This is a genomic window from Candidatus Poribacteria bacterium, from assembly GCA_021295755.1.
In the GTDB taxonomy this organism is placed as follows: domain Bacteria; phylum Poribacteria; class WGA-4E; order WGA-4E; family PCPOR2b; genus PCPOR2b.
Genome location: JAGWBT010000040.1, coordinates 1 through 21,560 on the forward strand (window position 1 = coordinate 1; position 21,560 = coordinate 21,560).

20 protein-coding genes and 1 tRNA gene are annotated in these 21,560 nt (G+C 49.3%); 7 read left to right on the forward strand and 14 right to left on the reverse strand.

Annotated features, from left to right (window positions below; translation table 11 throughout):
* Positions 1 to 118: 118 nt before the first annotated feature.
* Positions 119 to 1,966, forward strand: coding sequence for a hypothetical protein (locus J4G02_07785; GenBank protein ID MCE2394474.1), 1,848 nt, complete (start codon positions 119 to 121; stop codon positions 1,964 to 1,966).
* 62 nt (positions 1,967 to 2,028) lie between these two features.
* On the opposite strand, the gene J4G02_07790 is transcribed toward J4G02_07785, so the two are convergent.
* From J4G02_07790 to J4G02_07835, 10 genes are all read right to left on the reverse strand, one after another.
* Positions 2,029 to 2,114: transfer RNA gene (locus J4G02_07790), tRNA-Leu, on the reverse strand.
* Between the two features lie 125 nt (positions 2,115 to 2,239).
* Positions 2,240 to 3,094 (reverse strand): LamG domain-containing protein, encoded by an 855-nt coding sequence (locus J4G02_07795; protein MCE2394475.1) that lies wholly within the window; start codon positions 3,092 to 3,094, stop codon positions 2,240 to 2,242.
* Positions 3,095 to 3,159: 65 nt separating this feature from the next.
* Complete coding sequence (locus J4G02_07800) at positions 3,160 to 4,035, reverse strand: LamG domain-containing protein (GenBank protein ID MCE2394476.1); 876 nt, start codon at positions 4,033 to 4,035, stop codon at positions 3,160 to 3,162.
* 99 nt (positions 4,036 to 4,134) lie between these two features.
* On the reverse strand, positions 4,135 to 4,995 hold the full coding sequence (locus tag J4G02_07805; protein MCE2394477.1) for a LamG domain-containing protein: 861 nt from the start codon (positions 4,993 to 4,995) through the stop codon (positions 4,135 to 4,137).
* Between the two features lie 219 nt (positions 4,996 to 5,214).
* Complete coding sequence (locus J4G02_07810) at positions 5,215 to 6,072, reverse strand: LamG domain-containing protein (GenBank protein ID MCE2394478.1); 858 nt, start codon at positions 6,070 to 6,072, stop codon at positions 5,215 to 5,217.
* Positions 6,073 to 6,133: 61 nt separating this feature from the next.
* Complete coding sequence (locus J4G02_07815; protein MCE2394479.1) at positions 6,134 to 6,991, reverse strand: LamG domain-containing protein; 858 nt, start codon at positions 6,989 to 6,991, stop codon at positions 6,134 to 6,136.
* A gap of 74 nt (positions 6,992 to 7,065) precedes the next feature.
* The gene (locus J4G02_07820; GenBank protein ID MCE2394480.1) at positions 7,066 to 7,926 is read right to left on the reverse strand and encodes a LamG domain-containing protein; all 861 of its coding nucleotides are present in this window, start codon (positions 7,924 to 7,926) and stop codon (positions 7,066 to 7,068) included.
* A gap of 87 nt (positions 7,927 to 8,013) precedes the next feature.
* Positions 8,014 to 8,880: a LamG domain-containing protein gene (locus J4G02_07825; GenBank protein MCE2394481.1), complete on the reverse strand. Its 867-nt coding sequence runs from the start codon at positions 8,878 to 8,880 to the stop codon at positions 8,014 to 8,016.
* A gap of 91 nt (positions 8,881 to 8,971) precedes the next feature.
* Positions 8,972 to 9,838 carry a LamG domain-containing protein gene (locus J4G02_07830; protein ID MCE2394482.1) on the reverse strand — a complete coding sequence of 289 codons (867 nt, stop codon included), beginning with the start codon at positions 9,836 to 9,838 and terminating at the stop codon, positions 8,972 to 8,974.
* A 107-nt stretch (positions 9,839 to 9,945) separates the two neighbouring features.
* Positions 9,946 to 10,872: a hypothetical protein gene (locus J4G02_07835; GenBank protein MCE2394483.1), complete on the reverse strand. Its 927-nt coding sequence runs from the start codon at positions 10,870 to 10,872 to the stop codon at positions 9,946 to 9,948.
* 602 nt (positions 10,873 to 11,474) lie between these two features.
* On the opposite strand from J4G02_07835, the gene J4G02_07840 reads away from it, so the two are divergent.
* The 6 genes from J4G02_07840 to J4G02_07865 all read left to right on the forward strand — a co-directional run bounded on the left by J4G02_07840 (position 11,475) and on the right by J4G02_07865 (position 18,232).
* Positions 11,475 to 12,866 carry an extracellular solute-binding protein gene (locus J4G02_07840; GenBank protein MCE2394484.1) on the forward strand — a complete coding sequence of 464 codons (1,392 nt, stop codon included), beginning with the start codon at positions 11,475 to 11,477 and terminating at the stop codon, positions 12,864 to 12,866.
* Positions 12,867 to 12,930: 64 nt separating this feature from the next.
* Positions 12,931 to 14,307, forward strand: coding sequence for an extracellular solute-binding protein (locus J4G02_07845; protein ID MCE2394485.1), 1,377 nt, complete (start codon positions 12,931 to 12,933; stop codon positions 14,305 to 14,307).
* Between the two features lie 21 nt (positions 14,308 to 14,328).
* The gene (locus tag J4G02_07850; GenBank protein MCE2394486.1) at positions 14,329 to 15,327 is read left to right on the forward strand and encodes a sugar ABC transporter permease; all 999 of its coding nucleotides are present in this window, start codon (positions 14,329 to 14,331) and stop codon (positions 15,325 to 15,327) included.
* 12 nt (positions 15,328 to 15,339) lie between these two features.
* The gene (locus J4G02_07855; protein ID MCE2394487.1) at positions 15,340 to 16,197 is read left to right on the forward strand and encodes a carbohydrate ABC transporter permease; all 858 of its coding nucleotides are present in this window, start codon (positions 15,340 to 15,342) and stop codon (positions 16,195 to 16,197) included.
* An 84-nt stretch (positions 16,198 to 16,281) separates the two neighbouring features.
* Positions 16,282 to 17,058, forward strand: coding sequence for a DUF1080 domain-containing protein (locus J4G02_07860; protein ID MCE2394488.1), 777 nt, complete (start codon positions 16,282 to 16,284; stop codon positions 17,056 to 17,058).
* A gap of 76 nt (positions 17,059 to 17,134) precedes the next feature.
* Complete coding sequence (locus tag J4G02_07865; protein ID MCE2394489.1) at positions 17,135 to 18,232, forward strand: ABC transporter ATP-binding protein; 1,098 nt, start codon at positions 17,135 to 17,137, stop codon at positions 18,230 to 18,232.
* Positions 18,233 to 18,248: 16 nt separating this feature from the next.
* On the opposite strand, the gene J4G02_07870 is transcribed toward J4G02_07865, so the two are convergent.
* The 4 genes from J4G02_07870 to J4G02_07885 form a co-directional block, all read right to left on the reverse strand.
* On the reverse strand, positions 18,249 to 19,124 hold the full coding sequence (locus J4G02_07870) for a tetratricopeptide repeat protein (protein ID MCE2394490.1): 876 nt from the start codon (positions 19,122 to 19,124) through the stop codon (positions 18,249 to 18,251).
* Entirely contained in the window at positions 19,121 to 19,498 is a 378-nt protein-coding gene (yidD, locus tag J4G02_07875) for a membrane protein insertion efficiency factor YidD (GenBank protein MCE2394491.1), read from the reverse strand. The genes J4G02_07870 and yidD overlap by 4 nt, the downstream gene beginning before the upstream one ends.
* A gap of 197 nt (positions 19,499 to 19,695) precedes the next feature.
* Positions 19,696 to 20,406, reverse strand: coding sequence for an SDR family oxidoreductase (locus J4G02_07880; GenBank protein MCE2394492.1), 711 nt, complete (start codon positions 20,404 to 20,406; stop codon positions 19,696 to 19,698).
* A complete protein-coding gene (locus tag J4G02_07885; GenBank protein MCE2394493.1) occupies positions 20,407 to 21,552 on the reverse strand; it encodes a mandelate racemase family protein in 1,146 nt (381 codons plus the stop codon). It lies immediately after the preceding gene.
* Positions 21,553 to 21,560 lie beyond the last annotated feature (8 nt).

Sequence of the window (21,560 nt, forward strand, 5' to 3'; positions counted from 1 at the left end):
GTTTGCCAATATAAAGAAACTCCGGTCATACAATGCGGATAAGCCACTTGAGGATATTATCAATATGTATCGGTAATTGTTAAATCTACTATATATATACCATCAAAGTAGGGTAGCGATGAAAATTCAGAAAATCTTTCTAGGTGCGGTTTGGTTTTTCATCAGCCTGATTGCTCCGGTTATCGGTTCTGCGCAGATACACACATCAGGAAATGTTGAATTCCACATAGTCGGTGAGGGCTCGCTCGCCGCAAGTGGGGAAGGTGGGCTTACTAGCAACTTTAGATTTCCCAAATCTGGAGAATCCTACTATCTCCACGAACTATCAGAAATTTGGGTCGGTGATACAAATGGAAATGTGGCGAGTTCATGGGATTTAGATCCCGCTGAACCTGGTCCCCTCGAAATTGGGGAGTGGAAAACCACACTAACGAATATCGAACGAATAGATTCAGATGAACGACAGACAATTACAACACGATACGATTCCTCCGGGGTCGCTGGTTTCCCGCTCAGTATCTCAGTTGAACAGCAGAGTTTTTCTTGGAACACCAATAACCATCCCGATGCAGATGATTTCATTGTGATGAAACTGATTGTCAAAAACAACGGTAATGAAAGACTTGAGGGAATTTATGTTTCAACGATGGCAAATTGGGATGTCGATGGAACGGATTTAGCAGCTGAGGAATTAAGCCAGGATTGGGTAGATTGGGATGAAGCACATCAAACGCTATTTACCTACGATGGGGATGATACCGATGAACTCAATCAGGTGCATATGGGTCTTACCTTGCTGGACGGAAAGTTAAGCACCCATCAGATTTTCCTAGTTTATGGGCCCGAAGGACAACCAACTGCCAACCTTTTTTTAGATGAAAGCCGATCCGCTTTCATGAGCAATCCGAATGTTTTTGCTACGAGTAAGGCTGATTTAGAAGCAATTAATTTTCCAGCTTGGGATTATGCATCCATTATCTCAGCGGGACCTTATGACATACCAGCTAAACAGTTTATCGCTGTTACTTTTGCTCTCGTTGCTGGTGAAAACTTAGCAGACCTGCAGAAAAATATCAATGCGGCAAAAACCGTTACTTTTACGCCGCAACGGTTGACTACCGAGGTTGTAAGAGGAGCCGTCCGGTTAAAATGGGAGGCAGCAATCAATCCAAGCGTAACTGGCTATACTGTCTTGAGGCAGGCGGGGAATAAGAGTGAATTCCAGCGGGTTGGGCGGATTGTCGAAGGAGCCACCTTCGATGACACAGAGATTCAGGGCGGCGTGGAATATACCTACAAGATTCGTCCTGTTCATTCCAGTGGGGAACCGCTTGAATTCGATTCCTCAGAAGTTAGTATCATCCCGGGCCATTTTACGGATACACCGGTCGGCTTAGCAGCAACACGCGATGGAGGCCAGGTTATCCTCGGTTGGACAAAATCTACAGGTAATATCAGCCGATATCTTATCTATCGTAATCACACCGGCCGCGACCCGTGGACGCAGATTGCATCGGTTTCGTCCGGAACTTCCACTTTTGCTGATCGCAATGTCTATCCGGGTTTGCAGTATTTCTACGCAATCACCGCGACGAATCCGTCCGGTGGGGAGAGTCAACTTTCCCAGATCGTGGAGGTCGCTATCCCCGAAGAAACCATTGCATCCCCCGAATTGAACTTAGACAAGGTAATCTTTGTCCCGAATCCATATCGTCTGAGTGGGGGCTCGCATCCAATGGAATTCCGCAATCTACCCCACCGTGCGACAATCCGAATCTACAACAGTACCGGCGATCTCATCAAACAGATTGACCATCGCAACAACACTTCAATTCAACGGTGGAATGGACGGAACGAGGTAGGGGAACAGATCGCTCCCGGTATCTACGTTTATCACATTGAAGCCTTGAGAGAGGGGCAAAAGGGAAAGAATTCGGTGAGTGGAAAGTTTGCGGTGATTCGGTAAAATAGAAAGCGCTATAAAAAAAGCGACGCTACATGATATGTGCGTCGCTTCTGATGATAAAATGCCGGGAAGGGGATTTGAACCCCTACGGGCGAAAGGGCCCACTAGATCCTGAATCTAGCTTGTCTACCAATTCCAACATCCCGGCGTAATCCTTTTACCGCCGGTTTAACATGGCTTGTCAAGGAATTTCTACTTCCCAACAACCTAGACCCGAATACGCTCGCTTGCTTTGTGGTATACATCAGCAGGCAAAAAGACAGGCGACAACGTTCATCTTCGCGCTTTGATTTCCGCCCATTTAACGGCTATTTTGCCGGTGGGTTCGACCGCAGCAACTGGAGCATATTTGTCGAGTGATTTCCCACGGTCCCCTAGCTCTTTGGCTTCTTTAACTTGAGCAGCGGTCAGCACATGACTGAGAACCACCACTTCATCCATGACGCCTTGAACATATCCCAACTGATCCCGACGGACTTTACCAGCGTCCGGGTCACGCAAATCGTGGCCGATGGTCAACGGGAATTCAGTTGGCTGAAACGCTCCTCTCTGTTCCTTAACCACTTTTTCCTTCCCATTGGTATAGACTCTGACTTCTTTGCCGTCGGCAACCGCGGCAACATGATACCAGTCATTTGCTACAAGAAAGTCTGGATCTACCGCAGCTGTTCGACCACCCTCCGTATTGGCATCAAATGCGAACCCGCCTAACTTAAACCCTTCACGAAACGTTCGCAGTGCGTAAGAAGCCCAAAATCGCTTGTTCGACTCCTTGAAAGGCGCGTTTTTCCAAACCAAGGACTGATCTCTGCCAAAATCGGGTCGCGTAAATTTAACCCAGCACATCAACGTTACCTGATCCTGCGCATTGAGACTGGCGTCATGGGGAACCTCAAAGTAGGAGTCCGCCCCTTCCTCTAGTATAACGCCGCCGGCAACATGTCCCTTTGGCGTCCATCCGGCACCCCCTTTGAATTCACCGTGATTGTTATTTGGCGAAGAATCCCTGTGTGCATTCGCTTTGACATCAAACGTCCAATAACCGAGCAGTTTGGCATCAACATCCATCAAAAAAGAACCGAGAAGGAAGATGAGCACTCCCCCAAAAATGATAAATCGTCGAGACATTGGTCATACCTCCTGTTAGTTGAACTAAACCCCGCTAAAGTGTTGAAATCATAACAAAGACTAAACTACTTTGCCATCTTGATCTCGCCCCATTTAACCGCTAACTTGCCTTGGAGTTCGACTCCGAAGACAGGTTGGAAAGCCTCAAGCGACCTCCCTCTTTCGCCTAGGTCCATCGCTTCTTGGATTTGACCTGCGGTCAGCGCATGGTCTAAGATCACTACTTCATCCATGATACCCCGAACAAATCCCAGAAAGTGTCGAGCAACAGGTTCATCCGGGTCGCGCAGATCAAACCCAATCGTCAGCGGGTCATCGGAAGGCTGAAACTCGCCCCTCTGGTCGCCAACTGCTTTCTCTTTTCCGTTGGTGTAAACCCTTACTTTTGTGCCATCAGCAACCCCTGCAACGTGATACCATTCATCCACAACGAGCGGAAAATCCGGATCTATTGCCGCCGCTCGTGCCTCAGTCATATTTGCGTCAAAGGAGAACGAGCCTCGACTAATCCCAGGTCGATACAGTCGAAGCGCGTACGAAGTCCAGAATCTCTTATTTTCTGCATAAGGGGCATTTTTCCAAATCAAGGAACCATCTTCTCCGAAGCCTGTAAAAGCACCGGGATCCGTAAATTTGACCCAACACATCATGGTAATTTGCCCTGTCTTCACATTCAAACTTTCATGATGGGGGACTTCAAGCCAAGTCTCTTGACCATTTGGTAATTGCAGCGCGCCCTTTACCTTGCCCTTGTCTGTCCATTGGGCTTCACCGACGAATGTCTTCGTTTCGCCATGGTTGCGGTTTGGAGAGGAATCCTTTCCCAGATTATTTTTGTCCTCGAAAGCCCAATAACCGAGAAGTTTGGCATCAGTGTTAGTCAAGGGGCAACAGAAAAGATAGATTAACAGTACACCGAAAACTAATATAATACGAAACATTAATCACCCTCCTATCTGTAGTCACAATCAAGCTGGTGAGAATGCGAGGAGTTTACTAGGCCCCGTAGCAAATCAGGAAATAACAGGCCTAGACGACACTTAGTTCCTCACTTTGATCTCTGCCCATTTGATGGCTAATTTACCCGGAGATTCAACAGCGAAAACCGGCTGAAATTCTTCAAGTGACTGCCCTGCTTCCCCTAGCTTCATTGCTTCTCGGATCTGTCCAGCAGTTAGTGCATGATTGAGGATCACGACTTCATCCATGATACCGGCAAGAAACCCCAATTGGTCTCGACGCACGGCACCTGCCTTTGGATTACGCAAATCAACGCCAATGGTCAATGGAAGTTCCGTAGGCTGGAACTCACCACGTTGTTCCACGGACGCCTTTTCCACTCCGTTTGCGTAAACTTTTACCTGCGCCCCATCCGCAATGGCTGTAGCATGAAGCCATTCATTCACTTCAGGTTGGTCTTCATCGGCAGTAACAGTCCGCCCTTTTGTCATATTTGCGTCAAATGCGAAACCCGCCTTGAACTCTCTGCGAAACAACCGCAAGGCGTAAGATGCCCAAAAGCGCTTATTGGTTTGAAAAGGTGCATTCTTCCAAATTAAAGACTGTTCTCGACCGAGACCTTCAAAATCACCCGGATTGGTAAATTTGACCCAACACATCAAGGTCATCTGATCTTTGAGGTTAAGACTGTTATCGTGGGGAACCTCAAGGTAGGAATCTTCCGCCTCTACCAGTAGCAGCGCCCCGCCGACCTGTCCTTTTTCTGTCCATTTGGTACCGCCCTTCAGCTCCCCATCATTGCGGTTTGGAGAGAGATCCTTTCCCAGCTTATTTTTGTCGTCAAAAGACCAATAACCCAGGAGTTTCGCGTCAAGGTGAATGAGAAAGGAACTGAACAGGTAGCAGAGCAAAATCCCACGACCTAAACGAATACGAGACATGGAAACTCTCCTTTTGTTGAAAAAGCCCGTTATCCAATATATGTGGATACGGCCCGGACAGCGGACCACATCTTAGCTTGACTCGTCTATGAGATCCTGCGGTAGTTTAACTTTGATAACGCACTGCGTGCCTCAATATTTGAGACTCGTGAAAATTCGTCTATCCCTCAGGATTAGAAGGATGAGAGACAGGCGGGACACTTACCAACATCGAGAGTATTAATTGCTGGCTTTAATTGCCCCCCATTGGGTGGCTAATTTGTCCTCAGGTTCAACGGCGAAAATAGGATTGTACCCTTCAATCGGTTTCCCTTTTTCGCCTAATTCCATTGCTGCTTTGATTTCGGCGCCAGTCAATGCCTTGTCAGCGACTATAACCTCATCCATGACACCGTTCATAAAAGCAAAATGTATTAGTATGGGACGCAAATCATGACCAATTGTTAGGGGCAGGTCAGAAGCCTGAAACTCACCTCTTTGTGGACCCTTTGCTGTTTCTTTTCCGTTAGTATAGACCCGGATTTCCGTGCCATCGGCGGTCGCTGCAATGTGATACCAGTTTTCTTCCAAGTCAGCCACTTCAGGAAATTTTGGATCAACGACTGCGCTTCGCCCCTTTGTCATGTTGGCATCAAATCCGAAACTACCGAATTTCGATTTAGGACGCCATATGCGCAAGGCATAAGAAGCCCAAAATCGCTTGTTGGTTTCAAAAGGTCCATACTTCCAAATTAAGGACTGTTCCCGACCATCACCTGTAAAATCACCGGGGTTACCAAATTTTGCCCAACACATCAGTGTAATCTGGTCCTTCACATTGAGGCTATTATCGTGAGGCACTTCCAGCCAAGACTTGCCGTCAAATTTTATCCCGCCGCCTACCTTGCCCTTCGCAGTCCATTCTGCTGAGCCTTCGCCCTTTAACTCGCCATGATTGCGATTTGGAGACGAATCCTTGCTAATATCTTTTTTGCTCTTGAAAGCCCAATAACCGAGGACTTTCGCATCAGCATTCATTGTCAAACAAAATAGAAGGCAAGTCAACGGAATCCAAGTACCCAAGATAATACGAAACATTAGAAATTTTTCCTTTTACGTCAAAGCCAAATTGCGTATTGGTTTCAGACACAGAGAACACTTACTTCTGTGCTTTAATCGCCCCCCATTGAGTGGCTAATTTGTCCTCGGGTTCAACGGCGAAAACAGGGTTGAATCCTTCAATTGATTTTCCTTTTTCACCCAATGCCATTGCTTCTTTGATTTCGGCTTCGGTCAGTGCCTTGTCAGCGACCACCACTTCATCCATGATACCGTTGACATACGCGTGATGTGCTAATATGGGACGCAAGTCATGGCCAATCGTTAGGGGCAGGTCAGAAGCCTGGAACTCACCCCTCTGAGGGCCCTTCCCCGTCTCTTTGCCGTTGGTATAGACTCGGACTTCTGTCCCATCAGCGACCGCTGCAATGTGATACCAGGTTTTTTCCAAGTCAGCCACTTCAGGAAATTTTTTATCGACAGCCGCACTGCGTCCCTTTGTCATATTCGCATCGAACCCGAAACTGCCGAAGTCTGATTTGGGACGCCATACGCGCAAGGCGTAAGATGTCCAAAAGCGTTTGTTGGTTTCAAAGGGGCCATACTTCCAGATTAAAGACTGCTCTCGACCACCGCCCGCGGCGAAATCGCCAGGAGTACTAAATTTAACCCAACACATCAGAGTTACTTGATCTTTCAGATTGAGACTGTCATCATGGGGCACCTCAAGCCAACCATTGCTTAACTGTAACCCGCCACCTACCTTGCCCTTCGCATTCCATTCGGCAGTGCCTTCTCCCTTCAACTCGCCATCGTTGCGGTTTGGAGACGAATCCTTGCCAACTTCGTTTTTACTATTAAAGGCCCAATAGCCGCGGACTTTCGCATCAGCATTCATCGTCGACCAACACAAAAGACAGATTAACAAAATCCCAGTACCTAAAATGATACGAAACATCGGACATTCTCCTTTCATCTTAAAGCCAAATCGGGTAATGAACGCATGTGTTTGATTTTAGATGCAGACAACCGTTACTTCCCCGCTTTAATTTCACCCCATTGCGTGGCTAATTTGCCTTCGGGTTCAACAGCAAATACAGGATTAAACCCCTCAAGCGACTTTCCATTTTCACCCAACTCCATCGCTCCCTTGATTTCAGCTTCGGTCAGTGCCTTATCAACGATCACAACCTCATCAATGATTCCCAAGAAAAACTCGCGCCCAGCTAGCAAACCGGGGCGTAAATCATAGCCAATCGTTAAGGGGAGGTCTGTTGATTGAAACTCCCCTCGTTGCGGGGCGGCTTTCTTCTCTTTTCCGTCAGTGTAAATCCGGACTTCTGTCCCATCGGCGACTCCTGCAATGTGGTACCATGTTTTGTCGGCATCGCCTGCATCAGGAAAGTCTGGATCTGCCGCTGCACTCCGACCACCTACCAAGTTGGCATCAAACCCGAAGCTACCAAACTTGGTATGCCTGCGCCATACCCGCAGGGCATAAGAGGTCCAGAATCGTTTGTTTGTCGCAAACGGTCCATTCTTCCAAACAAGGGACTGATCCCGCCCAGTGGCCCCAAACGGATCGCCATCACCGCTAAATTGAACCCAACACATCAGTGTAATCTGATCCTTTACGTTGAGGCTATCGTCGTGAGGCACTTCCAGCCAACCGTTACTTAGCTTCAATCCACCGCCTACCTTGCCTTTCGCAATCCATTCGGCAGTTCCGGCGCCTTTCACTTCTCCATCGTTGCCGAATGGACTCGAATCCTCGCCAAGTTCGTTTTTAGTATTGAAAGCCCAATAGCCGAGGGCCTTGGCATCAACAGTTATCACGGGAAAGCAAAGACAGTAGATGATGACACAACCCAAAATAATCAATCGTCGAGACATCAGTAACACTCCTTTCATCAAAACGTTCTATCTACCCTCCTTTGTTGTAGGAAGATAGATGGTATCAATTCGTGTTATTGGTCCGTTTCACTTGCTTCCTGCTTTAAGTTCCCCCCATCTGACAGCCAATTTGCCTTGGGGGGCGACGTCAAAGAGCACGCCAAAATTATCAAGCGATTTTCCCTTTTCGCCTAACTCCATTGCTTCTTTGACTTGGTCTTGGGTTATTGCCTTATCGAGAATAATCACCTCATCGAGGAGTCCAAAATGATAAGGCTTAGATCCACCGCGGTCGGGTGGAATCCGTAAATCAAAGCCAATCGTTAACACCTGCTCCGAAGGTTTGAACTCGCCCCTCTGGTCGGCGGATGCTTTTTCGACTCCATTGGTGTAAAGTCGCACCTTTGTGCCATCAGCGGTTGCTGCAATGTGATACCACTCGTTTGCTTCGGGATGGTCTTTATCCCCGGGGGCTGTAAACACGCGTCCCTCGGTCATCTGCGCTTCAAATATAAAACTGCCCAACTTCTTTCTTGGACGAAGTTTTGCCAGCGAATAGGATGTCCAAAATCGCCGGTCTTTCTGATCCCCTTCTAATATAAAAGGACCGTTCTTGTAAATCAAGGACACTTCGCTGGATTCTCCTAAGGCACCGGCATCAAAGTTTGCCCAACACATCAGGGTAATCTGATCTTTGGCGTTGAGACTGTCATCATGCGGGACTTCAAGCCATGAGATTCCATCCAATTTCAAAGCTCCACCGACTTGTCCCTTCACATCATGGGCGGCAGCTTTTTTTGGCTCGCCGTGATTGTCAAGGCCCGAAGAGTCCTTCCCCAATTTATCTTTGTCGTCAAACATCCAGTAGCCAAGGGCTTTGGCGTCAGCATGGTTAGGAAACACACTGAGAAAATAGATGGATAGAGCCACAAGAACTGGTACAATACGAAACATGGATAGCCCTCCTTTTGCGAAAAAACCCACTATCCATCTCAACAGGTCGGATAGTGGGTCTAGAATCATATTTCCACAGCGCACAAGCCGCTTACCGTCTTCTCGATTTAATCGCGCCCCACTGTGTAGCTAATTTACCCTCGGTTTCAACCGAAAAAATCTCCACCATCTCGGTGAGAGACTTCCCTCTTTCACCGAGATTAAACGCCTCTAGAACCTGAGCCGGGGTCAGTGCCTGATCGAGAATCATCACTTCATCTATGGTTCCCCGCAAGTGGCGCCTCGCGCCACCGACCCGATCCACCGGAACGCGATGGTCGTAGCCGATTGTCAAAACCTGCTCGGAATTCCTAAACGGACCTCGTTGTGCACCTTTTGCTCTTTCCTTACCGTCTCGGTAGATTTTAATTTCAGTGCCATCTGCCACTGCCGCAACATGGTGCCAATCATTTGGTTCGGGAATCAGCGGATCCCCCGGCAACACAGCCGATCTGCCGCCTTCTGTGTTTGCATCGAACCCAAAAGTACCACATGCACACCTATCACGCCACTTGACTAATCCGTAAGATGACCAAAACGTTCGGTCCTTCTTATCGCCTTCCAGTATAAAGGGACCGTTTTTGTAGATTAAACTCTGTTCTTCCGCGGGACCGCTAAAACTGATCCAACACATCAAGGTCACCTGATCTTTGACATTCATGCTGTTGTCATGGGGCACCTCAAAGTAGTGCGGTGCTTGGTCCCCTCCGCCCGTTAAGTTCAAGGCACCGCCGACCTTTCCTTGCCGTGTCCAAGCCCCCGCCTTCAACTCCCCATGATTTTTGAAGTTTGACAAATCCTCCCCGAGTTTCTTTTGGTCGTCAAAGGTCCAATAACCGAGGACTTTGGTATCAGCATCGATTGAGTACAAACAGATTAACGCGATACCAAGTAGAAATAATAAGATAATGCGAAACATAATAACTCCTCCTAGGTATTTTTGACTATCCTCCTTTAATCTTTATGAAAGTTGTAGAAAAGGGGCAAGTTAGACTTGCCCCCAAGTATTGGATTGACATCTATTGTTTATCGACCGGTCTTAATCTGCGCCCAAGTCATCGGCAGCTGTGAATTCGGATTCACTGACCGAAGGTTCGCATCTTCAAACCAATCGATCATGTTCCGCCAGAGGAGCCATGAATTTCCTTGACCGAGCTCCTTTTGACCAAAGCCCATGTTCATATTGGTAATTTCGGCACTACCACTCAGGACATAAGCCCCTCTTTGAACTCTTCCATAGACGATAATGGCGATATTGGGATCGCCGATATCTTCGGCTGCCACTTCAGCGTGCCCGGGCAGTAGACCCACATCGTAACCGGGGAAATCGCCATCACCCACGAAGGTCGGATCTGGAGACTTGGATGTGTCAATAATGCCGCCCACCATATCTTTGGTCAGCGGTGTACCCTCGACATACGCAAGGCAGCATTTGTCTGCCACAGGGAACCCAGCCAACGCCTTGTCCATACCGTCCCAAAGGGCTACCAACGGTCTATCCTCGGGATCCCGACCGCCGGTGCTGATGACGCCATGGCCTTCGTCCATGAATTCCTTCAGTTTGTTACCATTTTGCTCAATCCACGCTTGCAGGTCAGGGCTATCTCGCCAAATATGGTAATTGAATACGATAACATCCCACTCACCGCTCCAGAGTTCTCTTTCAAATCTTGCGACATCGTCACCAATGATCTCCAGAAAGTCTTGGCCTTCTGTAAAGCCGAACTGCTTGAAGATGGCATCGTACCACGTGCCTTGAAGTGCGGTTGGGATTTTCCCGCCATCGAATGTAGCGGGATCTCGGGCAGGTGGCCCCCAAACACCCCAGCTCTCGGGCGTGTTGTTAAACACTAAGAATGTGACATCACGTGCCTCAACGTTCGAGGGTAAGCTCCAAATGGCTCCAATAGCAAGGAGCGTTATAAGGATTAACGATACTTTTATCCGTAACATTATCTTATCCTCCATATTAAAGGGCCTATCCAAAAAATCCGAGGGAGTTACCTAGATATTGTACTAGGCTTCCCGTTTGAACTCCGGATAGGTTTGTTAATCGTTCTCAGTTTCCTGAGTTGGTATAGTATTGTTTGGTTACAATACTCCCTATTATAATTTAATTTATCAAAAATACCAGCGCTTGTCAACTGAAAAAATAAAGAAATTGTTAAAAATATTAAGTAAATATTAAATTGCATTTGAGTGAACAATTTTATTATAGTGGACCTTAGAAGTAATGAGACACTCAAAACCGGTGCGGTTAGGATGCCGCCCCTACCGTTCTCCCGTTTGGTAGGCATTGTTTCCAACTGTGCCGATGCGGTGCGGTTTGAAACCACCCCTACCGGCCCCGATAAATCGGGATCGCTGCACAGAGGGGCGAAAGTGTCTATTTATTTTTTGAATTCACTATAAACATAGTGTATCACTATACCAAAAATCTTCGCAAATTGCCTCACGGAACCCAAATTTGTAAATCAGAAGACAGTCCTTGACAAGAAACGAGAGATAGGCTAAAATTGCACCCTGGAAAGCAAATCAACAATTGGAGGGGATTAGTGGCAAGCATAACGCGGCGCGATTTTCTCAAAACATCGGCGTTGGCAGGTGCCGGCTTGATGACAGGCTGCCTGCGGAAAAAGCCCGAAGGGGTCATTTTCAAAGGCTGGCCCTATGAGCCGGACCTCGTGCGCGAAAATATCGAATATTTCGAGCGTCAATCCAATGTCGAAGTTGCCTACGAGGCAGTTTCGGGCAACTACCACGATAAAATGGTTGCGCTATTCGTCGGCAAAACACCGATGGATTGCTGTTATGTTCGTGATGATGATTTGGCGGAGTGGGTCGAGGCGGGATGGCTGCGTCCTTGTGATGACCTGCCCGGTGCCGACCTGTATCTAGAAGATATCTTCGATTATAATACCGATGCTATGACCTACGGGGGTAGACGCTACGGGCTGCCCTACTATACCGATTTTACCGTCTGGCTCTATAACGAGCAGATGCTTGAGGCAGCAGGTTTTGATGCACCAGCGCAGACGCTGGACGAGTTGACCGAACAGGCAATTAAAGTCAAAGAGGCGCGGGTGAAATCTCCCGACGGGGATGTTGTTGAACATCCGATTGTACTTGGTTTTCGTCAGAACGTCACCGGCTTCGGCGACTGGTGGGCACTGAATTACGCGAGCGAGGTCGATCTCTTTGACGACGATTTCAACCCAATTTTTCCTGACGATGAAGGACAGCAGGCGGAGAAAATCCTTCAGTGGATTGTCGATGGCATCCACAAGCACCATATTATTGACATCAACTCATTGACGATGCCAGATATTCGAGAGAACATTGCAGCGGGTAGACAGACGTTTTGCTTGATGAGTAAATACGATGTGGAATGGATAAATAACCGCGAAAACTCCGCTGTCTCTGAAACCTATCTGAGCCAACGCAGCATCCCCGAAACGGAAACCCTCCATGCAAAGGTCATTAAGATGGCACGCCTCCCTTCTCTCGAACCCGAACAACACGGCACGCTGGGGTGGACGCGGATGTATAGTCTAACATCTCATTGCCAAGAGGAACACCTATTGGACGCATGGAAATTGATGCAATTCCTCGGAGGCAAGGACGCGACTGGTGACTATTACACAGCGCGACGTTGGTTCCAACTCCGGGGCTTGGGATTCGCGTTCATTTCCCTGATGGACGATCCCGAAATCGTTGCGCTCACAGAGCAGTGGGGAAACATCAAACTGGTGAAAGAACTATCGCAGGTCGCCCGCATCCGAGAGAACATCAAAGCCCCGTGGTTCCCCGACTTCAACGTCTATTATCAGCCGGAGATTCAGAAAATCCTGCTGCGTCAACAATCTCCCCGCGATGGACTGGGGCGTATGGCAAACCGGTGTCGGAGTACATTAGTACATTGGTTCATTGGTTCATTCGTTCAGTAATCAGATTGTTTTCACGCTTCGCTTTCAATTTACATCTGACAAAATACGAGCAGGAAAGGGTGAAGTGGCAGGTATAACGCGGCGTCATTTTCTCAAAACATCGGCGTTGGTAGGTGCCGGCTTGATGGCAGGTTGCTGGCGGAACGCGCCTGAAGGTGTCATTTTCAAAGGGTGGCCCTACGAGCCTGACCTTGTCCGTAAGAACATCGAATATTTCGAGCAGCAGTCAAACATCGACGTCGCCTACGAGGCGGTGTCAGGCAACTACCACGATAAAATGGTCGCGTTATTCGTTGGCAAAACACCGATGGATTGCTGCTACGTACGCGATGATGACTTTGTTGAATGGATTGAGGCGGGGTGGATCCGCCCATACGAAGGGTTGCCCGGTGCGGATGAATACGGCGGCGACGACATCTTCGACTATAACCTAGAGGCGATGAGTTACAAAGGGGAACGCTACGGGTTGCCCTATTACACGGATTTTATGGTATGGGCGTACAATGAGTCGATGGTGCAGGCGGCGGGATATGACAAAGCAGCACGAACGCTGGACGAATTGACGGAACAGGCGATAAAAATAAAAGAGGCGAAGGTACGCAGTCCTGCTGGCGATTTAGTTGAATATCCGATTATGCTCGGTTTTCGGCAGGTCGTTACTGGCTTCTTCGATTGGTGGACATTGAACTACGCCTCCGAGATCGATCTGTTCGATGACGACCTCAATCCAATTTTTCCAGATGATGAAGGACGACGCGCAGAGAAGATCCTTCAATGGATTGTTGACGGTATCCACAAGCACCGTATTATCGACATCAATTCTCTGACTTCGCCACTGATTCTGGAGAATTTCGCAGCGGGACGTCAAGCGTTTGCAATGATCATCCGGCACAATATGGAATGGGTCAATAATCGCGAGAACAGTGCCGTTGCCGAAGCGGATCTTCGGGCACGGGGTATCCCCGAATCTAAGACCCTCTATGCGAAACCCCTTAAAATGACATACATCCCCTCCCTCGAACCGGGGCAGAACGGCACGCTCGGCTGGACACGGATGTACTGCTTAACGACACATTGTCGTGAGGAGCGCCTATTAGACGCTTGGCAGCTAATGCAGTTTCTGGGCGGCAAAGATGCGGCAGGTGACTATTACACAGCGCGGCACTGGTATCGCTTGTGCGGTTTGGGCTTTGCGTTCGAGTCCATGTTCGACGACCCGGAAATTATCGACCTGACCGAGCTATGGGGCGACATCGAAATGGTTAGGGCATTGTCAGCGGTGGCACGCATCCGCGAAATTATTAAAGCCCCGTGGTATCCCGATTTCAATTTCTATTCGCAGCCCGAAATCCAAAAGATTCTTATCCGTCAACTGTCCCCGCGTGATGGACTAGCACGGATTGCGAAGCGGTGCCAGGAATTGAAGCGAGAGTGGACATAAACTTGACAAGGAAATTCAACTGTGAATGAAAACAACTTAGAGGACCAAACCGGCGCAGGTCGCTTTGGATCCCGATCTCATCGGGGAGACAAAGGCGTTTCGCGCTTAAGCACAAAAGAACGTGGCGACCGCATTTTCGCCTATCTGCTCAACGTTCCGAGTGTTATTCTCATCCTTGCGCTGATTGCGTATCCGGTTGTCGTATCATTGTGGACCAGTCTACACCGCTACAATCTGCGTCGTCCGGAGGATCACGCCTTCGTTGGTTTGGGTAATTATGTTGATGTATTGACGAGTTACGATTTTTGGCACTCGCTCCGTGTTACCCTCTATTTTGGGGGAATGTCGGTGGCGTTGGTTATCATTGTTGCGATAGGCATTGCTGTACTGTTCAATGAACAATTCAGAGGGCGAGGACTCGCACGTGCATTGTTATTGATTCCGTGGGCGGTGCCGGGTATCGTCAACGGCTTGATGTGGGCGGGGCTATTCGGTGAACACGGCGCATTTAACCAGATGATAGGTGATTTCGTTGGTCTTTTCAATCGCCTGACGGGCGCTGAGATTGAGTATCTAGGCATGGCTTCGCCGTTTGTCGCGATCAACGCCGCCATCGCCGCACACGTCTGGCGGAGTGTGCCGTTTGCATGTATTATCTTTTTAGCAGCGTTGCAGGCAATTCCCGGCGAGCAATACCGCGCAGCGCAGGTGGATGGCGCGAACGCATGGCGTCGTTTCCAACACATTACGCTACCGTGGCTGCTGCACCCGATTATGATTGTCGCTATCATTGAAACGATGAACGCTTTCCGTGGTGGTTTCGACATCATCTACGCACTGACGGCAGGCGGTCCCGGCGATGCGACCTACGTCATCGCTTGGCAGACTTATAAGGAAGCGTTTGGTCGCCTCAACTTCGGTGGGTCAAATGCCTACTCCTACCTGATCACGATCATCACGATGGGACTAGCGATTATCTATATTCGAGTGCTGTATCGTCGAGGCACCGTTCAAGGCTAAGAAAGGGATCTTGTGAATAGAGACGTTGTCAAACGAACTATTTTATATGTACTCGTACTGATTGCGGCGCTGTATATCGTAATACCGTACCTGTGGGTTGTGTTGGTCAGTTTCATGCAGGAACGTGAAGCAACGCAGCTGCATTGGATGCCACGTGAACCGACGTTGGAAAACTACCTGATGTACTTCCGTGTATACGGCGATAGTGCGGAAATCGGTGCGGCGACCGCACGACAGTTTCCGCGCGCTATTGTCAACAGCTTTATCATCGGAGGTACGGTGATGTTTATCAATCTGTTCTTCGGATCGCTTGCGGCATACGCGCTGGCACGGATGAATTTTGGCGGCAACCTTGCGTTACTATTGTTCTATCTTGGTTCGCGCAGTGTGCCGGGCGTGGCGATTATGATACCGATGTATCTCGTCATGCGTAGTTACGGATTGTTAGATACCCACATTGCGGTCATCCTCGCCCATGTAACCTTTACGCTACCGTTCACTATCTGGATTCTCAAGGGCTATTTCCAGACAGTACCGCTCGATTTGGAACGTGCTGCGCGGGTTGATGGATGCTCCCGTCTCGGTGCACTATTCCGTGTGTTTCTGCCGGTGACGACGCCCGGCATGATTGCGGTGGGCATTTTCTCCTTCATCTCGTCGTGGGGAGAATTTTTCTTTGCCCTGTTGTTTACCTCTACTATATTTTCAAAGCCTGTAACTGTGGTTGCATCGGATTTCGCGCAGGAGCTGCAGATCGATTTCACAATCATCGCTGCCGGCGGAGTCTTGGTGGTGCTGCTCCCGATTATCCTCGCATTCATCTTTCAACGATTCATCATTCATGGCATTGGTGGCGCAGTGACGGGATAACTTTGCAAAAGGAAAAGAGGCTGACGGTTGATGCTAGTAACCATCGAAAATAAAGCCGATGGAAGAAAGGATAGGTAGTTTTCTGTGAAACGAGGAACGGTTTTGTTAATGCTAGCAATGCTAGTATCATCGGCATCCGCAGAGATACTTCGTCATGATTTCAACAATTTGGACTTAGAAGATTGGGCGGTTAGGGAAGACCACCAGATGGTAGCTATTGACAATGGTGAATTGATTGCAGGCGTTCCACCTCCCGAACCAGACAGCACCACTCTTGTTTTGTTGCCTAAAGAGTTGCCCGCTAGCGATTATGATGTAGCAGTGTCTATGAGGCTCGATCTTTTCTTGTTTCACCCGACTGTTGCTAATGGAGCTGGAATTGGACTCCGCGGGCATTCAACCGAAAAGTTCCTCGGGCTTGTAAAAAACGATAGGTTACAAGATCCACGAGCGCTAAGTGACTTAGGTTATTATTTTTTTATCGGACAAAACACCGAGGGACAGTGGGGCGTGGGGGCATCAATTTGGCATATAGAACGAGTGGCGGTAAATGCAGAAGGCTTTCTTAGAGGGGTATTCATAGAAAATGAGTTGCTGAGGTTTTCACCGTTTGATGTCAAAATGGGTGAGTGGTATCGCTTAAGAGTCGTTGCAGATGCAAACTTATTCCGGGTTTTTGTCAACGAAGAGCAGATACTGGGTCTGAGGGACGTTCGCTATCCTGAAGGAACAATCTATCTGTCATCAGGATTTGGCAACGTTATTCGCTTTGACGATTTTGAAGTAAAATACGATGCCCCTGCTGCTGTACAACCGCGGCGGAAACTGGCAACAATGTGGAGTGAAATAAAAATCCAATAAGTTGCGGTCTGAAAAATTAAAGCAATTCGAGCAAATTTTAAATATATAGTTGAACGCAAGAGATAGGAGAAATTCTTTGGCAAAAGTTGTTATTGAACATCTTACGAAACACTTCGGAGACGTTGTTGCGGTAGACGACCTGACCCTCGAAATTGTCGATCGCGAATTTTTGACGTTGTTGGGACCGTCGGGCTGTGGCAAGACCACGACGTTAAATATTATCGCAGGCTTGGAAGATCCGACAAGCGGACAAGTGTTCTTCGACGATGACGACGTGACGAACGTTCCGCCCGAACAACGCGACATCGCAATGGTTTTCCAAACCTACGCGCTATACCCACACATGCGGGTTTACGATAACATCGCCTTTGGCTTGCGGATGCGCCGCACACCAACTGATGAGATTGACCAACTCGTGCAGGACGCGGCGAAGGCGATGGAGATTGACCATCTGCTCAGGAGGAAGCCGCGGGAACTCAGTGGTGGGCAGCGACAACGGGTGGCATTAGCACGTGCCATCGTCAGGAATGCCCATGTATTCCTGCTTGATGAACCGCTCTCCAATCTCGACGCTAAATTGCGTGTGACGATGCGCACCGAACTCAAGCGGCTGCACGCTGAATTGGAAAAAACATTTGTCTATGTCACGCATGACCAAGCCGAATCGCTCATTATGTCGGATCGGATTGTAGTGCTTAATGAGGGTAAACTCCAACAACTGGGGACACCCGAAGAAATCTACAATCAGCCCGCCAATGCGTTCATCGCTGGCTTTGTTGGAAGTCCGCCGATGAATTTCTTCGATGGTCAGTTGCAAAACGGTGGGGATCAGTGGCTGGTAAAGGGCGAGGGATATACCTGTGAATTCACGCCGGCACCGACACAATGCCTGATTGAGAACGCTTCGGCAGAGGTACAGCTCGGGGTGCGTCCGGAAGATATCGAGGTGCTGACAAGCGAATCACCCACCGCCCAAGCCAACGTTGTGGTGCGAGAACCGTTGGGCAGTGATCTGTTTCTTACATTGGAATTAGAAGGTGTGACTTTCAAGGCGCGCACTCACCCCGATGCACGCATTGACCGCGGCGACACTGTGCCAATCCGTTTTAAGTCCACCAAGGTGCATTTGTTTAACCGCACCACAGGGGCAGCGTTGCTTGAGTATAGACAATAAAACAGCCGAAATCCCTCTACGGAATCTCTAGCGAGATTGTCGCCAAAAATGCTGCTTCCGTTCGTCGATTATGGGTCTGTGCGGCGACGACAGAGCCGTAGACATTGCCGAGATAGAAAATACCCCCAAGTGTCCCAAACGTCCAACCTTTGCGCGACGAAATGCCATTTTCGGAAAACCCGTCGTAAGCCGCCCACCCCAACACACCCAACAGAAACACAGTGAGCAGCGCATCGTTGGAGCGTCCAACATAGACCCTGCCGCTGCCGGGCAGGACAGTGGACAAAAATCCCGCTAGCAGCGGGCTTTTGGACGGAAGTTTTCTCCCATCTTCAGCGTATCTCTTGTACATTGAAGCACGATGACCAACGGTCTCCGGCAATCCACTCAAATCAAACTGGTCAAAGTGCTGAACCGTACCCTCCCACCGCTTCTGCATCAGCTTGTTCATGCCAATCAGTATCTGTGACTTCCAGTGATGCTCCTTTCCCTGAAACAGATCCTGCGATTCCTTGAGAAAGCGTACAGATTCGTCGTACTGTTCCATTAGGAAGTAGGTTGCGCCTAGCTCATATCGTGCTAAATTAGAGTTGGGCTGCGTTTGGAGGAGCGTTTCGAGCAATTGAACGGCGCGATCAGGTTGGCCGCCCAAACGATAGCTATCGGCGATTCGGCGCAAAACGTCATTCCGTGAAGCAGTCGGCTGAGAAAAGAGGTAACGTTGATACTCACCCGCTGCGCGGAGATAGTCGCCTTGGGCGTAAAGGTAATCTGCAAACTTGCGGATGTTTTCAGGCTGATAATAATCAATTGACGGGCTGTCTGCAAGTGCTATCAATGCAGGAAAAACGCAGCAGAGCACGGCAAGGAAAATGGCGTGACGACAAATCATCTTGTCAACGCCTCCTGTGAGTATGCCTCAACCGGATCAATGTACTTGCCGCTTACTTCGTCGAAGGGATAGTGCGTGTGGAGCGTAGTTCCGTTATCTCGCAGCAGACGGTCAGCGGTCAACAGTATACCGCGAAAGAACCCGTACTTTTGGATTGCACCCATCCCGAATCGAGAGCAACTCGGAGAGAAGTTGCAGACAGATTGGTCTTGCGTCGAAATGTATTTCTGATAAAGTCGAATAAGCCCGGTCGAAAATAGGCGAATCGGTGTCGACTCTCTGGGATTGAACGGAATAGCTTCCTGCCTGTGATGCGAGATTTGGATCGGATTTGCACCTGAGATGAAGGCGAGGTCACCAGCCTCCTCTGGCATGGAAGCCCAGCCCCACGACGAAGTACACAGAATTAGGATGATCCAGATACCGAATAGACGCATTACCATTTGACCTCCTTAATTTTCACAACTATGGGGATCCTGAACTTTCTAATTCGATTGGGCAGTTCGAGGTTTAATTGGGCGTTGTTTCTTCGGTTCCCGGAGTTCTCCGTCACTATCACATTTCACGCTATCTACATAAGAGGGGTCCGGATAACTGTCTCAAGAATGTGAGCACGTGGGGACTGTGAGACGAGAAACAGGATTAAATCCGCGACCTCTTCTGGCAAGGTTAAATGCGCGATGACATCCTCCGGGTGATTATCTCGGCGCATCTTGGTGTCGACGGGTCCTGGACACACCGCACTCGCTTTGACACCGTGCGGACGCCCTTCGTTATTCGTGGTCTCGGTAAAACCGACAACGCCAAATTTGGCGGCGCAGTACGCCCCGCCGTTGATGTGCCCAAATTTGCCGGAGACCGACGAGACGTTGACGATATGGCCGGACTTCCGCTCGCACATGTGACTGAACACTGCCTGTGTGCAGAGGAAGACGCCTTTGAGATTCACGGCGATATTGAGATCCCAATCTTCCTCGCGAATCTTGGGAATTGGGTTGTGGATGGCGACGCCCGCGTTGCTGACAAGAATATCGATCCTGCCAAATCTGTCGAGTGTCCGTTGCACCATCGCGTCCACCTGCGATTTTTGCGTTACATCAGTTGGTATTGCGAGGGTCTGCCGACCGAGCGCAGATACCTCGGCTGCGACAGCTTCAATCTCTGAGAGTGTTCGCGCCGCGAGCACCAGATCTGCACCCTCTCGCGCAAAGGCGAGCGCAGTTGATCTACCAATTCCGCGTCCACCACCGGTGATAATTGCAACTTGGTTTTCGAGTTTCATTTATTTTTCTGTCTCGACAGTGTTCTCTTTGATGTAATCGAAATTGATATCGTAGCCTAGCCCCGGTCCCTGCGGCAAATGGACATATCCCTCATCGTCCATGAAATCAATCTTTGAATGCAGCCAAGGCTCGACCTCATCATAGTCAATAAACGGGTGGAGGAGTCCCCGCTCGTAGAATTCACCGGGGATACCCATTGCGCCTAACACATGGAGATTCCCACCGCCGCCACCGTGTACCTCCATCGCCATGCCAAACGACTCTGCCAGATGCACGACTTTCATCAACGGTGTAATCCCTCCCACATCTCCCACGCCGCCTCGCAGGATGTCCGCAGCTCCGCGCAGAATCCACTCTGCTCTAGTGAACATCTTTCCCTCAGCGGTTTCGGGTCCTACAACCGGGATATCCAACTGTTCTGCCAACCACGCATAGGAAGAGGTGCTGTGTTCATCCATCGGCTCCTCAAACCAGTAGTAGTTGAGTTTCTCAAGTTCCCTGCCGATATAGAGTGCCTGCTCTCGACTGTAGTAATGGTAGCAGTCCAGCATCAGGGGAACATCGTTCCCAACCGCCTCTCGCACGGCGGCACACGCCTTGACATCCATCTTGGGGTCGGGAGCCCACGGAATGGGTGGCATCCAGGTGTGCAGCTTGATCGCCTTGTAGCCACGCTGTATGCACCACTCGGCGAATCGACCGTAGTCATCTGGGCTGCTAAGCCCGCCTGCCTCTTCGTCTCCACACATGGTGCTGGCGTAGGCGAGGACTTTGTCTCGATAGCCCCCCAGCAACTTATAGACCGGCTGATCAAAGCAGCGACCCGCGAGATCCCACAGTGCCATGTCCGCTACACCGACCACATTATCTGTGAGACTTCGATGGATTCGCTGCCAGTGCTTGAGCCGTTGCCATAGTTTTTCACGATAGAATGGATCTTCCCCAACCAGCGCGGGCTTAAAGATCTGCTCTGCGATGGCAGGGCTGCCGCCAAAGGCGTAACCCTCCAAGCCTTCGTCGGTGACAATCGTGAGCAGCGTTTGAGTCGCATCGTGTTCAGTACCAGGATGTCCGTGACCCTCTGAGTCACTAACTTGGTTCGACTTATATTTGAATGTTTGGGTTTTTACGTCTACAATCTTCATTATGGTTT

What these genes read in the sequence shown, in the direction of transcription:
- J4G02_07805 (MCE2394477.1), bottom strand. Translation starts at nt 4,995, where the DNA reads ATGTCTCGTATTCGTTTAGGTCGTGGGATTTTGCTCTGCTACCTGTTC.
- J4G02_07785 (MCE2394474.1), top strand. Translation starts at nt 119, where the DNA reads ATGAAAATTCAGAAAATCTTTCTAGGTGCGGTTTGGTTTTTCATCAGC.
- J4G02_07885 (MCE2394493.1), bottom strand. Translation starts at nt 21,552, where the DNA reads ATGAAGATTGTAGACGTAAAAACCCAAACATTCAAATATAAGTCGAAC.
- J4G02_07800 (MCE2394476.1), bottom strand. Translation starts at nt 4,035, where the DNA reads ATGTTTCGTATTATATTAGTTTTCGGTGTACTGTTAATCTATCTTTTC.
- J4G02_07835 (MCE2394483.1), bottom strand. Translation starts at nt 10,872, where the DNA reads ATGTTACGGATAAAAGTATCGTTAATCCTTATAACGCTCCTTGCTATT.
- J4G02_07880 (MCE2394492.1), bottom strand. Translation starts at nt 20,406, where the DNA reads ATGAAACTCGAAAACCAAGTTGCAATTATCACCGGTGGTGGACGCGGA.
- J4G02_07825 (MCE2394481.1), bottom strand. Translation starts at nt 8,880, where the DNA reads ATGTTTCGTATTGTACCAGTTCTTGTGGCTCTATCCATCTATTTTCTC.
- yidD (MCE2394491.1), bottom strand. Translation starts at nt 19,498, where the DNA reads ATGCCAGAGGAGGCTGGTGACCTCGCCTTCATCTCAGGTGCAAATCCG.
- J4G02_07815 (MCE2394479.1), bottom strand. Translation starts at nt 6,991, where the DNA reads ATGTTTCGTATCATTTTAGGTACTGGGATTTTGTTAATCTGTCTTTTG.
- J4G02_07870 (MCE2394490.1), bottom strand. Translation starts at nt 19,124, where the DNA reads ATGATTTGTCGTCACGCCATTTTCCTTGCCGTGCTCTGCTGCGTTTTT.
- J4G02_07795 (MCE2394475.1), bottom strand. Translation starts at nt 3,094, where the DNA reads ATGTCTCGACGATTTATCATTTTTGGGGGAGTGCTCATCTTCCTTCTC.
- J4G02_07810 (MCE2394478.1), bottom strand. Translation starts at nt 6,072, where the DNA reads ATGTTTCGTATTATCTTGGGTACTTGGATTCCGTTGACTTGCCTTCTA.
- J4G02_07820 (MCE2394480.1), bottom strand. Translation starts at nt 7,926, where the DNA reads ATGTCTCGACGATTGATTATTTTGGGTTGTGTCATCATCTACTGTCTT.
- J4G02_07830 (MCE2394482.1), bottom strand. Translation starts at nt 9,838, where the DNA reads ATGTTTCGCATTATCTTATTATTTCTACTTGGTATCGCGTTAATCTGT.